General features: G+C 59.5%; 12 protein-coding genes and 2 pseudogenes. 11 read left to right on the top strand and 3 right to left on the bottom strand.

The window, feature by feature from the left end; translation table 11 throughout:
- Nucleotides 1–67: 67 nt before the first annotated feature.
- Complete coding sequence (gene fadD2, locus ACP7CZ_RS25655) at nt 68–1,756, top strand: long-chain-fatty-acid--CoA ligase FadD2 (RefSeq protein ID WP_034128516.1); 1,689 nt, start codon at nt 68–70, stop codon at nt 1,754–1,756.
- 381 nt (nt 1,757–2,137) lie between these two features.
- Nucleotides 2,138–3,829, top strand: a complete 1,692-nt coding sequence (gene fadD1, locus ACP7CZ_RS25660) for a long-chain-fatty-acid--CoA ligase FadD1 (protein WP_096144829.1) — start codon at nt 2,138–2,140, stop codon at nt 3,827–3,829.
- Nucleotides 3,830–3,991: 162 nt separating this feature from the next.
- Here the strand turns inward: fadD1 and ACP7CZ_RS25665 are convergent, their stop codons facing one another.
- Nucleotides 3,992–4,369: a hypothetical protein gene (locus ACP7CZ_RS25665; RefSeq protein ID WP_003193739.1), complete on the bottom strand. Its 378-nt coding sequence runs from the start codon at nt 4,367–4,369 to the stop codon at nt 3,992–3,994.
- Between the two features lie 201 nt (nt 4,370–4,570).
- On the opposite strand from ACP7CZ_RS25665, the gene ACP7CZ_RS25670 reads away from it, so the two are divergent.
- The 3 genes from ACP7CZ_RS25670 to def all read left to right on the top strand — a co-directional run bounded on the left by ACP7CZ_RS25670 (nt 4,571) and on the right by def (nt 6,427).
- Complete coding sequence (locus ACP7CZ_RS25670; protein WP_003193737.1) at nt 4,571–4,756, top strand: CsbD family protein; 186 nt, start codon at nt 4,571–4,573, stop codon at nt 4,754–4,756.
- A gap of 181 nt (nt 4,757–4,937) precedes the next feature.
- Nucleotides 4,938–5,891, top strand: a complete 954-nt coding sequence (locus ACP7CZ_RS25675; RefSeq protein ID WP_032895581.1) for a YihY/virulence factor BrkB family protein — start codon at nt 4,938–4,940, stop codon at nt 5,889–5,891.
- Nucleotides 5,888–6,427, top strand: a complete 540-nt coding sequence (gene def / locus ACP7CZ_RS25680; protein WP_034128513.1) for a peptide deformylase — start codon at nt 5,888–5,890, stop codon at nt 6,425–6,427. The genes ACP7CZ_RS25675 and def overlap by 4 nt, the downstream gene beginning before the upstream one ends.
- Nucleotides 6,428–6,547: 120 nt before the next feature.
- On the opposite strand, the gene ACP7CZ_RS25685 is transcribed toward def, so the two are convergent.
- A complete protein-coding gene (locus tag ACP7CZ_RS25685; protein ID WP_054896707.1) occupies nt 6,548–6,967 on the bottom strand; it encodes a GNAT family N-acetyltransferase in 420 nt (139 codons plus the stop codon).
- Nucleotides 6,968–7,269: 302 nt separating this feature from the next.
- Here ACP7CZ_RS25685 and ACP7CZ_RS25690 point away from each other — a divergent pair, with 302 nt between their 5' ends.
- The 6 genes and pseudogenes from ACP7CZ_RS25690 to ACP7CZ_RS25715 form a co-directional block, all read left to right on the top strand.
- Nucleotides 7,270–8,199, top strand: a complete 930-nt coding sequence (locus ACP7CZ_RS25690) for a fatty acid desaturase (RefSeq protein WP_054896708.1) — start codon at nt 7,270–7,272, stop codon at nt 8,197–8,199.
- Between the two features lie 9 nt (nt 8,200–8,208).
- Nucleotides 8,209–9,000, top strand: a complete 792-nt coding sequence (locus ACP7CZ_RS25695; RefSeq protein WP_054896709.1) for a phosphate/phosphite/phosphonate ABC transporter substrate-binding protein — start codon at nt 8,209–8,211, stop codon at nt 8,998–9,000.
- 108 nt (nt 9,001–9,108) lie between these two features.
- Complete coding sequence (locus tag ACP7CZ_RS25700) at nt 9,109–9,630, top strand: sigma-70 family RNA polymerase sigma factor (protein WP_034128509.1); 522 nt, start codon at nt 9,109–9,111, stop codon at nt 9,628–9,630.
- A gap of 110 nt (nt 9,631–9,740) precedes the next feature.
- On the top strand, nt 9,741–10,691 hold the full coding sequence (locus tag ACP7CZ_RS25705) for an aliphatic sulfonate ABC transporter substrate-binding protein (RefSeq protein ID WP_054896711.1): 951 nt from the start codon (nt 9,741–9,743) through the stop codon (nt 10,689–10,691).
- A 188-nt stretch (nt 10,692–10,879) separates the two neighbouring features.
- Nucleotides 10,880–11,653 (top strand): annotated as a pseudogene (locus ACP7CZ_RS25710) (PAS domain-containing protein); the annotation flags it as partial.
- Nucleotides 11,654–11,803: 150 nt separating this feature from the next.
- A pseudogene (locus tag ACP7CZ_RS25715) lies at nt 11,804–12,199 on the top strand (methyl-accepting chemotaxis protein); the annotation flags it as partial.
- Between the two features lie 106 nt (nt 12,200–12,305).
- Here ACP7CZ_RS25715 and ACP7CZ_RS25720 read toward each other — a convergent pair.
- Entirely contained in the window at nt 12,306–12,767 is a 462-nt protein-coding gene (locus ACP7CZ_RS25720; RefSeq protein ID WP_054896713.1) for a hypothetical protein, read from the bottom strand.
- Between the last annotated feature and the right edge of the window lie 6 nt (nt 12,768–12,773).

Raw genomic sequence — 12,773 nt, forward strand, 5'->3', positions numbered from 1 at the left:
CCGCTTCTTATTGCTGCACATCTGCATGGCAGCGGCCGGACACACTCAGGTAAAGAGGACAAGAATAATGCAACCTGATTTCTGGAATGACAAACGCGCGGCGGGAGTCCCCAATGCCATCGACCTCAGCACCTACACGTCGGTGATCGAGGTCTTCGAGCGTTCCTGCAAGACCTTTGCCGACCGTCCGGCATTCAGCAGCATGGGCATTACCCTCACCTACGCCGAGCTTGAGCGCCAGAGTGCGGCGTTTGCCGGTTACCTGCAGCAGCACACCGACCTCAAGCCCGGCGAGCGCATCGCGGTGCAGCTGCCCAACGTGCTGCATTACCCGGTTGCGGTGTTCGGCGCACTGCGCGCCGGGCTGATCGTGGTCAACACCAACCCGCTTTATACGCCGCGCGAGATGCGCCATCAGTTCAAGGATGCCGGTGTGCGGGCGCTGGTCTACCTCAACCTGTTCGGTTCACGTGTGCAGGAGGTGTGCACCGACACGGAGATCGACTACCTGATCGAAGCCAGGATGGGCGATTTCATGCCCGCCGCCAAAGGCTGGCTGGTCAACACCGTGGTCGACAAAGTCAAGAAGATGGTCCCGGCCTACCACCTGCCGCGGGCGGTTTCGTTCAAGCGCGCCCTGCGCATGGGCGCGGGCCTTGGAGTGACGCGCCATCCGGTGACCCTGGACGACGTCGCCGTGCTGCAATACACCGGCGGCACCACTGGGCTGGCCAAGGGCGCGATGCTCACTCACGGCAACCTGGTGGCCAACATGCAGCAAGTGCGGGCGTGCATGTCGCAACTGGGCGACGACGGCCATCCGCTTATCAAGGAAGGGCAGGAGGTGATGATTGCACCGCTGCCGCTGTACCACATCTATGCATTCACGGCCAATTGCATGTGCATGATGGTCTCCGGTAACCACAACGTGCTGATCACCAACCCACGGGACATCGGCGGGTTTATCAAGGAGCTCAAACAGTGGCAGTTCTCCGGCCTGTTGGGGCTCAACACACTGTTTGTGGCGCTGATGGACCACCCGGATTTCAAGACCCTGGATTTCTCCCACCTGAAGATTACCAACTCCGGCGGCACCGCCCTGGTCAAGGCCACGGCGGAACGCTGGAAAGCGGTGACCGGCTGCGCCATCGGCGAAGGCTACGGCCTCACCGAAACCTCGCCAGTGGCCAGTACCAACCCCTACGGCGGCCTGTCGCGCCTGGGTACCGTGGGCATCCCGGTGCCGGGTACGGCGATGAAGGTCGTGGATGACCTGGGGCAAGAACTGCCGTTGGGCGAGCGCGGCGAGCTGTGCATCCAGGGCCCACAAGTGATGAAGGGTTACTGGCAGCAACCGGCCGCCACCGCCGAAACCCTGGACGCCGATGGCTGGTTGAAGACCGGTGACATTGCGGTGATCGACACCGATGGCTACATCAGTATTGTGGATCGCAAGAAGGATTTGATCATCGTCTCGGGTTTCAACGTGTACCCCAACGAAATCGAAGACGTGATCATGGCCCACCCGGCCGTGGCCAACTGCGCCGTGATCGGCGTACCGGACGAGCGCACGGGGGAGGCGGTGAAGCTGTTCGTGGTGGCACGGGCCCAGGGGGTGAGCCTCGAGGAACTGAAGGCGTACTGCAAGGCCAACTTCACGGGGTACAAGGTGCCCAAGCATATTGTGCTGAGAGAGTCGTTGCCGATGACGCCGGTGGGGAAAATTCTGCGCCGGGAGCTGCGCGACATCGCTTGAATTGAAATAGGGTACAAAAATGTGGGAGCTGGTTTGCCCGCGATAGCAGTGTTTCAGTCGCCTGTTGAATTGACTGATCCATCGCTATCGCAGGCAAGCCAGCTCCCACACTGTATTTTTCGCCCGTGAGAGCCTGTTCTAGAGCCATTTCTGGAGTTATAGAATTTTTGCTCTAAAAGTGACCATTGGATATTCTTGAGTCATGTTTATGACTGTAGGGGCCTCTTTTGGCTCTAGGCGGCCCTTGGCAAAGCTGCTACTCTCGGCGCGCTTTGTGACTTCTAGGCCTGCTTGAAAGCGCCAGACTCACCTAAAAACATACACCAATAATAATCGCATCAAATGCGATGATGAATTCGCGTCGCTGAGGAGTGGGCTTCCATGAATGAAGACTTTTGGAAGGATAAGTACCCCGCCGGGATTGCTGCACAGATCAATCCAGACGAGTATCCGAATATTCAGGCGGTACTGAAGCAGTCCTGCCAGCGCTTCGCCAACAAACCGGCTTTCAGCAACCTGGGCAAGACAATCACCTACGGTGAACTGTACGAATTGTCCGGCGCATTCGCCGCGTATCTGCAACAGCATACCGATTTGAAGCCTGGCGATCGAATCGCCGTGCAACTGCCCAACGTTCTGCAATACCCCGTCGCTGTATTCGGTGCGATCCGCGCCGGCCTGATCGTGGTCAACACCAACCCGCTGTATACCGCGCGGGAGATGGAACACCAATTCAATGATTCGGGGGCCAAGGCCCTGGTTTGCCTGGCGAACATGGCGCACCTGGCTGAAAAAGTCGTGCCCAAGACCGCCGTCAAGCACGTGATCGTCACCGAAGTTGCCGACCTGCTCTCGCCGTTCAAGCGCGTGCTGATCAACAGCGTGATCAAATACGTAAAGAAAATGGTCCCGGCCTATCATCTGCCCCTGGCCATCAAGTTCAACGACGTACTCGCCAAGGGCCATGGCCAGCCGGTCAACGATGCCAGCCCGGCCAGCGGCGATGTGGCCGTGTTGCAATACACCGGCGGTACCACCGGCGTGGCCAAGGGCGCGATGCTGACCCACCGCAACCTCGTCGCCAACATGCTGCAATGCAAGGCGCTGATGGGCTCCAACCTCAATGAAGGCTGCGAGATCCTGATCACGCCGCTACCGCTCTACCACATCTATGCCTTCACCTTTCATTGCATGGCGATGATGCTGATCGGCAACCACAACATCCTGATCAGTAACCCGCGCGACCTGCCGGCGATGGTCAAGGAACTGTCGAAGTGGAAGTTCAGCGGCTTCGTCGGCCTCAACACCCTGTTCGTGGCACTGTGCAACAACGAAGGTTTCCGCAAGCTGGACTTCTCTGCGCTGAAGGTCACCCTATCGGGCGGCATGGCGTTGCAACTGGCGGCGGCGGAGCGTTGGAAGGCCGTGACCGGCTGCGCGATCTGCGAAGGCTACGGCATGACCGAAACCAGCCCGGTGGCCACGGTCAACCCGATCCAGCACATCCAGATCGGCACCATCGGCATTCCGGTGCCTTCCACCGCGTGTAAAGTCATCGCCGACGACGGTACCGAGCTTGCACTGGGCGAAACTGGCGAGCTGTGTGTGAAAGGTCCGCAAGTGATGAAGGGCTACTGGCAGCGCCAGGAAGCTACCGACGAGATGCTTGACAGCGAGGGTTGGCTGAAGACCGGCGACATCGCGATCATCCAGCCAGACGGCTACATGCGTATCGTCGACCGCAAGAAGGACATGATTCTGGTCTCCGGCTTCAACGTCTACCCCAACGAGCTGGAAGACGTGCTGGCGGGCCTGCCGGGTGTGCTGCAGTGTGCGGCTATCGGCGTACCGGATGAAAAATCCGGCGAGCACATCAAGTTGTTCATCGTGGTCAAGCCAGGGGCTACCCTGACCAAGGACCAGGTGATGGAGCACATGCGCGCCAACGTCACCGGCTACAAAGTGCCCAAGGCCGTGGAGTTCCGTGATGCGCTGCCGACCACCAACGTGGGCAAGATCCTGCGGCGTGAATTGCGTGATGAAGAACTGAAGAAACTCGGTCTTAAAAAGTAACCCATAAAAAACCCCGCCGATGCGGGGTTTTTTATGAGGGCGCTGGCGAAACACTTACCCCCGTGGGAGCTGGCTTGCCTGCGATAGCGCTACAGCAGCCATTGCTGTATCGCCTGACTCACTGCCATCGCGGGCAAGCCCGCTCCCACAGGGTTACCGGGCTTACAACGCGAACTGCGCGAAGCTCACACCCGCACCGGCGGGGCGTACGTCCTTCAAGAACGAGTCCTTATCCGCGCTTAGCTCCAGGGTAATCTCCGGCTTGCGCTTGCCCGCATTGCGTACCACCAGCCCTTCGAGTTTTTCACGCAGGAACACGGTCGGCACCTTCAGGTGCAGCAACTGGTCGGTGTCGGCGTTGTGCATCAACAGGTGGATCCACTCGTACTGGCCCACGGCAATACGCCCCACCGGCAGGTCGAACCACCAGATGTTGCGTTTGCGGTCCAGGTCGGTGAAGTGGCAGTTGTTGACGCCGAGTACGGCACCGCCCAGTTCCTGGTTTCTGCGGGCAATGGCCTGTGCTTTATTGAGTTTCATAACCTTCCTACGGGATCTGTTATTCAGCGTTGCAGCCTGAATGTGCCGGGCATTCTCGTGGGTTGGCTGCAAAACATAAAGCCAAACCTGCCGCTTTCGATGAAATGCTTGCGCAAAAATAATTGAAACTCTGCCGTTGCGCTTCAGGTCAACCGCTACGTAGTGACCAAAAACCATTTGATTGTTATCAGGAGTAATACCATGAGCAGCACTTCCGATAAGGTAAAGGGCTTGGCGAACGAAGCTGTCGGTAACATCAAGCAAGGCGTCGGTAAAGTCACAGACAATGACAAGCTGCGTGCTGAAGGCGTGATCCAAGAGAAAAAAGGCGAAGCTCAGCAAGCAGTGGGCAAGACCAAGGACGCAGTGAAAAAAGCCACTGAGTAACACGTCCTGGCTGGCAGACTCCAGCAGCCCGACGGCCATCCACGGATGGCCGTTTTTGTATCCGGTGCTGCAACTAAACTTTCGAAATTGTTTCAAAGTCGCCAAATGGGCTACTTTGATGTAGAAAACGGCCCCTGAGTCGCCCACGAACTCAACCTCTTTTGCGGCGAAAGGAGACGCTATGCTTTTTCCAGTACTCGATGGTCTCAAGCTGCACAAGGTGCTGGTACGCACCATCAAGGAATTCGTCGATGACGAGATGCCTACCTACGCCTCGGCACTGGCCTACCAGATGCTGTTCTCTTTGTTTCCGTTCCTGCTGTTCCTTATTGCCCTGATCGGCTTCCTGCATTTGCCCGACTTCTTCAGTTGGCTGCGCCTGCAATCGGAGCTGGTGTTGCCACCCCAGGCGCTGGAACAGGTCAACCCGGTGATCGATCAGTTGCAGCAGTCCAAGGGCGGCTTGCTCTCGGTGGGTATCGTTATCGCCCTGTGGACGGCCTCTGCGGGCGTGCGCCTGATGATGAGCGCCATGAACGCCGCCTACGATGTGGTTGAAGGTCGGCCGATCTGGAAGCGTTTCCCGCTGTCGATTTTCTACACCGTGGGTATCGCCGGCATGCTGCTGGCGGCCGCCGCGCTGATGGTGCTGGGCCCGCAAGTCATGGAGTGGCTGGCCGGGCAGATCGGCATGCAGGAATTCGTGGTCACGTTGTGGACCATCCTGCGCTGGCCGCTGATTGTGATCTTGCTGATGTTCGCCGTGGCCCTCATGTACTACGTGATGCCGGACGTCGAGCAGGAATTTCGCTTTATCACCCCCGGCTCCGTCTTGGCCGTGGTGGTATGGATCGTCGCCTCCCTGGGCTTTGGCTACTACGTCAAGACCTTCGCGGACTACAACGCCATGTATGGCAGTATCGGTGCGATCATTGTCTTGCTCCTGTATTTCTACATCTCTGCCGCCGTACTGCTGCTGGGCGCGGAGATGAACGCGGTGATCGAGCATATGTCTGCCGAGGGCAAGGACCCCGGTGAGAAGGAAATAGGCGAGCCGGGCCACACCGATGAAAAACAACACGTCTCAGGCCTAGGCCGGGACCACTCCAAGCCCATGACCGAGCCTGAACAATGATCCGTGAAATCCTGAAAATGGGCGACGAGCGCCTGCTGCGTATCGCCCCGCCGGTGCCGCCGGAGATGTTTGACAGCCCGGAGTTGTGGCAACTGATCGACGATATGTTCCAGACCATGGAGCACGTGGGCGGCGTTGGCCTGGCGGCGCCGCAGATTGGCGTGGACCTGCAACTGGTGATCTTCGGTTTCGAGGCCAGCGAACGCTACCCGGACGCGCCGCCTGTGCCGCAGACCATCTTGATCAACCCGCTGATCACACCGCTCAGCCCGCTGCAGGAAGAGGGCTATGAGGGTTGCCTGTCAGTGCCCGGCCTGCGCGGCGCCGTGAACCGTTACCAGCAGATCCGCTACGAAGGGTTCGACCCCAAAGGCGAGCCGATCGTACGTTTTGCCGACGGCTTCCATGCGCGGGTGGTGCAGCATGAGTGCGACCATTTGATCGGCCGGCTGTACCCCTCGCGGATTACCGACTTCAGCAAATTCGGATTTATTGAAGTGATGTTCCCGGAGCTGGACCCAACGGCTGACGAATAGCCCTTCTGACACACTCACAGTTCAACTGTGGGAGCTGGCTTGCCTGCGATGGCGGTGGGCCAGCTACCTTATTTGTAGCTGATACACCGCCATCGCAGGCAAGCCAGCTCCCACATTGGATCAGTGTTTTGGGGCATTGAGCCCCATCGCAATCATCGGTTTATTGCGCTTGTAACGCACCAGCCGCTCACTCAGCGATTGCGGCAAAACCGTGTCCTGGCTGAACCCCATGCCCTGATACAACCCTTCCAGGTCCGGATGGCACAGCAACCAGACCGTCCCCTCACAACCTGCCACGGCCTCGCCAATCAGTCGCGCCGCCAGCTGCTGGCCACGATAAGTCGGCGCCACAAACACCCCCGTCAGCCACTGCCCACCCATCACCGGGCTCAAGCACAAGCCGGCCACGATCTCGGCATCTCGCACTACCCACAAACGGCCGCCCTTGAGCGCCTTCATCGATGAATTGTGGCTGCGGTAAAACTTGTTCAGCAGTGGCCACAGAGGCTCGGCCAGCGGTTCGATGTGCATTGGGGGCATGGGGTTCAGACAAGCATTATCCAGGGCAGGGGATTATAAGCGCCTTCTGCCGGGCAATAGGTGGTATACCCAGTGCTACATCCCCTGTTAGTGGAGCATGCATCATGGCCAAAGGTATGGATTCAAAGAAAGCCGCGAAGAAAAAACCGGCAAAGACCGCGGATGAAAAACGCGCGGACAAGAAGACCAAAAAATCCGAAGCAGGCCTGTTCGGTCACTGAGTTACACGCTTAGAACCAAACGATCTGCAAGATTTTCCCGCCTCATTGCACAGAGCAGGAAACACCTGCTCTGAGCTGCCGATGGCCAATTACCTTGATCCGACCCACCGCCGGGAAATCGAAGCCCTGGCGACGACCTTTGTGGCAAGAACCGAGTGGCCGACCTGGCTGCTGTTGATCGGCGTGTATGCCGGCTGGTTTGCGGTGATCCTTGGCAGCCGGTGGCTGGGCGTGTGGCTGAGCATGTTGCTGCTGATTCCGCTGCTGACCCTGTGGCTATCGGTGCAGCACGAATTGCTCCACGGCCACCCGACCCGTTCGTTATGGCTGAATAAACTCCTCGGCTATGCCCCTTTCGCGGTGTGGTATCCCTACACGCTGTACCGCGACAGCCACCTGTTGCACCATAACGACCATGACCTGACCCTGCCGGGCATCGACCCGGAAAGCCGCTACCTCAATCAGCAGCAATGGAACAACAGCTCACTGTTCGAACGTGGCGTGCATTGGCTGACCAAGACCGTGCTTGGCCGCTTCCTGCTGGCTGCGCCGTTGGCGATTGGCCGGTTGGCACGTCACGAGTTTCAACGCCTGCCCCAGGTATGGCCGATGTGGCTGGCCCACGGCGCCGTCACTGTGCTGATGCTGAGTTTCATCGCCTACTACAGCGCGCTTGCGGTGTGGCACTACCTGCTGCTGGTCAGCGTGCCAGCCTTGTCCCTGGCCTCGATCCGTTCCTACTATGAGCACCGCCCCCATCCTCGGCCGGAACAGCGCACAGTGCTCAACGAAGCATCCTGGCCCTGGGCCTGGCTGTTTCTCAACAACAATCTGCACCTGGTGCACCACGATCTGCCAAAGTTGCCGTGGTACCTGCTGCCCAGGGTGTACCGTGCCCGGCGCGAGCAGTGGCTGGCGCGCAGCGGTGGTTTCCTGGTGCATGGCTACGGCCAGTTGATCAGCCGTCACGGCCTCAAGGCCATCGACAGTCCCCTGCACCCGTTTGCCTGAGAGGCGACCATGAGTGAGCACTACGCCGACCTGCGCATGTACGTTGCGCCCGAGCCCATCCAGCAGGCCAATCAATACTGGCTGGCGCGCATCCTTGAGCGCTTGAAGCTGCATCGTCTTGATGCCGACCACCTCGACTTGCGCGGCCTGTGGCTGGCGCCGCAATTGCTCGTCAGCCAAACCTGCGGCTACCCGCTGATGACCCAACTGCGCGGCCAGGTGCGCATCATTGGGCGCCCCCGTTACGAGTTGGCCCACAGCAGCCACGGCGAACATTGCAGCCTGCTGTTAACTCGCGCTGACAACCCGCGTACCCGCCTGGCGCAGTTCTACCAGAGCCGCGGCGTGATCAACGGCCACGACTCCAACAGCGGTATGAACCTGCTGCGTGACTGCCTGGCGCCGTTGCAGCGCGACGGGCGTTTCTTCGCCAGCGTCGGCATCAGCGGTGCCCATCGCGAGAGCTTGCGCTGGCTGCGTGAAGGCCGCGCCGACCTCGCCGCCATTGACAGCGTCACCTACGACTACCTCGCCCGATTCGCCCCAGCAGAGGTCGCGGGCCTACGCGTCATCGCCCGCAGCGCGCCGAGCCCGACTTTGCCTTACATAGGCGCGCTGGGCTTGAGCGATGCGCAGGTAGCGCAGATTCGGGAGGCGATGAACCTGGCGTTGCAGGACCTGCCGCAGGTGGCGCAAACCCTCGGTGTGCGAGCTGTGCTTCCTGCCAGCGAAGATGACTACCAGGTGGTGTTGGATTACCAGCGCAAAGCCGCCAGCAACGGCTATCCGGTACTTCAATAAGGTTATATAAAAATGCGTTTTAAATATTATTAAAGCATAAGTAGCCTTGCTAGGATTGCTTCACCGGAACACCGGACATACCGCGCAACCTACTCAGAAGGAGCCACTATGTCCGGCGCCGATAGTGCTCACAGCGACTACGTGGGCTCATTGTTTCGCATTCATTACCCTTGGCTGTGCAGCCGCTTGCACCGCTACCTCAACTCCCGTGCCCACGCCGAAGACATCGCGGTCGACGCGTTTGTCCAGCTCTTGAGTGCACCTCAGGTAGCGCCGATACGACAGCCCCGCGCATTGCTCACCACCATTGCCCAGCGCCTGGTGTACCAGGTGTGGCGCCGGCGTGACCTGGAGCGTGCCTACCTCGCTGTGCTGGATGACGATGCAGCCTGCGCCGAGGACCGGGCGCAGGTACTCGAAGCCCTCCAAGCCATCGATCTCTCGCTCGACCGCTTGCCGGCCAAGGTCAAGACGACGTTCCTGTTGTCCCGCGTCAACGGCCTGACGTACCCCCAGATCGCTGCCGAACTGGGGATTTCCCAGCGCTCGGTCAGTGACTACATGGCCCGCGCTGTTACCGGACTTGAATCCCACCCCGATCAAATGTGGGAGCTGGCTTGCCTGCGATAGCGGTGAGCCAGCCAACACCCCTGGCCATGACAGGCCGCCATCGCAGGCAAGCCAGCTCCCACACTTCCTGTGCTCACTTTGAATCTGATCGAACCACCAAGAGGCAACTTATGAAAGCAATCAGACACCTGCTGGGCAGTTCGCTGCTGGCATTGGCAGTACTGGCGCAACCCACCTCGGCGGCCGAACCTTCCACGCTGCGCATCGGCTACCAGAAAAGCTCGGTCAGCATGGTGCTCGCCCGTGAGCACAAGCTCTTCGAAGCCGCACTGCCGGGCACCCAGGTGCAGTGGACCGAATTTCTCGGTGGCCCGCCGCTGATCGAAGCGCTCAACGCCGGCAGCCTGGACATCGGCAATATTGGCGATATTCCGCCGATCTTCGCCCAGGCAGCCGGAATCGACTTGCAGTATTTTGCCGTCGAGCCCAACGAGGGCAAGGCCGAAGCAGTGCTGGTGCCCAAGGCCAGTACCGTGCAGAACGTGGCCGAACTCAAGGGCAAGCGCGTGGCATTGCTCAAGGGCTCCAGTGCACACAACCTGTTCCTCAAAAGCCTGCTGCACGCCGGGTTGCAGTGGAAGGATGTGAACGTGGTGTACCTGTCGCCTTCCGACGGCCGCGCCGCGTTCGAACAAGGCAAGGTGGACGCATGGGTGGTGTGGGACCCGTACTACTCGGCCGCCGTGATCGACGGCTCGGCACGCGTGCTGCGGGACGGGCAAGGGTTGAACCCTGCGGGCAGTTTCTTCGTGGTCAACCACCCGTTTGCCAAGCAGCACCCAGAGGCCGTTGCCACGATTATCCAGACGCTTGGCAAGGCGCAGCGGCTGTCGCTTGATGAGCCTGACGCGAGCATCACGCTGATGGCCGGCACCCTGGGCCTGCAACCGGCGGTGGTCAAAAGCTACTTCGAACATCGCTCGCCCGAGCCGATCCGCCCCTTGGCGGCCATCGACATTGCCAACCAGCAACGCACCGCCGACCTGTTTTTTGCCAACGGCCTGATCCCGAAAAAAGTCGATGTGCAGCAGGCTGTCTTCAAGCCCCTTGATCATCCATGAGCAGCAATGCTGGCGGATTAGTGGCCTTGCAGAGTGCCAAGGCCTGTCTATGCTCACCCAGAACCGTTAACGACGCTTGGCCGATAAAGCGTTTCCAATGGTTATTTCCCCATGCAGGTGTACCAGAAATATCCAACGTATGAATGGAATGCGCCCTCCAGGCGCCGGGAATCTAGGGTGATCTGACCATGTTCAACCGCCAGCACAAATCCGACCTGCAAGAAATCCAGCGTTTTTCCTGTGCCCTCACCGAAGCCAACGCCAAGCTTGCCGCCATCAGTCGCTCCATGGCGATGATCGAGTTCGACCGCACGGGAGTGATCCTGAATGCCAACGAACGCTTTTGCCAAACCATGGGCTACAGCGTCGAGGAGATCCGTGGCAAACATCACCGCCTGTTTTGCGAGGAGGCGTATACCCACACCGATGCCTACCACCAGTTGTGGCGCGATCTGGCGCGAGGCGAGGCGCTCAGCGGCACCTTCATGCGCCTTAACAAGCGCGGTGAGCAAGTGTGGCTGGAAGCCAGCTATTTGCCGGTGCTGGACAGCGACCATCAGGTACGCAGTGTGATCAAGGTGGCGGCGGATATTTCCGCACGGGTCCATCACGAACACGAAAACCAAAGTCTGATCGACGCCATCAGCCGTTCCATGGCGGTAATCGAATTCACTCCCCAGGGCCAGATCCTCAATGCCAACGACAACTTCCTGCGCACGGTGCAGTACACGCGCGAAGAAATCATCGGCCAGCATCACAGCATGTTTTGCCACCGCAGCGAAGTGGAGTCCCCGGCGTATAAAGCGTTCTGGGCTTCACTCAATCGCGGTGAATTTCACTCCCACCGCTTCGAACGTAAAAACAAATACGGCAAGACCCTGTTTCTGGAAGCCTCTTACAACCCCATTTTCGACACCCATGGGCGCTTGTACAAAGTGGTGAAGTTCGCCAGCGATATCACCGAGCAAGTCAGCACCCTGCGCACGGCCGCCGACTCGGCCCACGCCACTTCGGTACAGAACGATGCCTGCGCCCGCAAGGGCTCGCAGGTAGTGCAGCAAACGGTGCAGATCATTGAAGCCATGTCCCACGACCTTAACCAGGCGGCGCAGAGCATCGATGCGGTGAGCAAACAGTCGGACATCATCGGCGCCATCGTGCAAACCATCCGCAGCATTGCCGAACAAACCAACATGCTGGCCCTGAATGCGGCGATTGAAGCCGCGCGTGCGGGCGAGCACGGGCGTGGGTTCGCGGTGGTCGCCGATGAAGTGCGCAGCCTTGCCGCTCGCACCAGCCAGGCCACCGTTGAGATCGTGGACGTGGTGCGCAAGAACCATGACCTGTCGTTGAGCGCCGTGTCGAGCATGCAGTCGAGCTTGAGCCGTACGGGCCTGGGCGTGGAGTTGGCGAACGAGGCGGGGCAGGTGATCCTGGAGATCCAGGAAGGGTCACGGCATGTGGTAGATGCGATCAGTCAGTTCAATTCGACGCTGCAATTGCAATAGCGCAGCCGCCGCTCTATGTGGGAGCAGGCTTGCCTGCGATAGCATCACCTCGGTCCTGCAGATCCACCGAGTTGTTTGCATCGCAGGCAAGCCAGCTCGCACCTGTTTAGATCGCGGCCAAGGTTTCTTTAAGTGTCTGGGCTGGCGAAGCAGTAGCCTTCGCCGCCACCTGCTGCTGTTGCTGCTCTTTCAAGCGCTCGGCCACTTGTTTGGCGATGGCGTCTTGTTTGTCCTGGGGCATCGCCTGCACTTGTTCTTCGGTCAGCCCTTGTTCCTTGAGTAACTGTTCACGAATACGTTCGGCTGGAGTCTTGCTCATGTATTCGGTGAACTCGGTACGTGCCCCATTAGTTGTGGCCTGTAACTGCACGCGAGTCTTGGCGAAGGCTTCGTCGATGCGATCGCTGGCCTTGTCCAATTCCCTCTGCGCGGCGGGCACTGTCACGCTGTGTTGCGCAGCCTGCAGGGCGCCGCTGTACAGCGCACTGGCGGCGGCGTTGGCGGGGTCCATGTCGGGTCGCGTGATCTGTTGCACGTTCGACGCCGCTTGAGTGTTGTTAACCAGCATGATCGT

Source organism: Pseudomonas sp. DWP2-2 (assembly GCF_049897065.1).
GTDB classification, from domain to species: domain Bacteria; phylum Pseudomonadota; class Gammaproteobacteria; order Pseudomonadales; family Pseudomonadaceae; genus Aquipseudomonas; species Aquipseudomonas paracarnis.

Excerpts from the sequence above, each read along its gene's own strand:
- ACP7CZ_RS25670 (WP_003193737.1), top strand. The coding sequence starts at position 4,571 with ATGAGCAGCACTTCCGATAAGGTAAAGGGCTTGGCGAACGAAGCTGTC.
- ACP7CZ_RS25720 (WP_054896713.1), bottom strand. The coding sequence starts at position 12,767 with ATGCTGGTTAACAACACTCAAGCGGCGTCGAACGTGCAACAGATCACG.
- ACP7CZ_RS25690 (WP_054896708.1), top strand. The coding sequence starts at position 7,270 with ATGGCCAATTACCTTGATCCGACCCACCGCCGGGAAATCGAAGCCCTG.
- ACP7CZ_RS25700 (WP_034128509.1), top strand. The coding sequence starts at position 9,109 with ATGTCCGGCGCCGATAGTGCTCACAGCGACTACGTGGGCTCATTGTTT.
- def (WP_034128513.1), top strand. The coding sequence starts at position 5,888 with ATGATCCGTGAAATCCTGAAAATGGGCGACGAGCGCCTGCTGCGTATC.
- fadD1 (WP_096144829.1), top strand. The coding sequence starts at position 2,138 with ATGAATGAAGACTTTTGGAAGGATAAGTACCCCGCCGGGATTGCTGCA.
- ACP7CZ_RS25675 (WP_032895581.1), top strand. The coding sequence starts at position 4,938 with ATGCTTTTTCCAGTACTCGATGGTCTCAAGCTGCACAAGGTGCTGGTA.
- ACP7CZ_RS25695 (WP_054896709.1), top strand. The coding sequence starts at position 8,209 with ATGAGTGAGCACTACGCCGACCTGCGCATGTACGTTGCGCCCGAGCCC.
- ACP7CZ_RS25685 (WP_054896707.1), bottom strand. The coding sequence starts at position 6,967 with ATGCCCCCAATGCACATCGAACCGCTGGCCGAGCCTCTGTGGCCACTG.
- ACP7CZ_RS25665 (WP_003193739.1), bottom strand. The coding sequence starts at position 4,369 with ATGAAACTCAATAAAGCACAGGCCATTGCCCGCAGAAACCAGGAACTG.
- fadD2 (WP_034128516.1), top strand. The coding sequence starts at position 68 with ATGCAACCTGATTTCTGGAATGACAAACGCGCGGCGGGAGTCCCCAAT.
- ACP7CZ_RS25705 (WP_054896711.1), top strand. The coding sequence starts at position 9,741 with ATGAAAGCAATCAGACACCTGCTGGGCAGTTCGCTGCTGGCATTGGCA.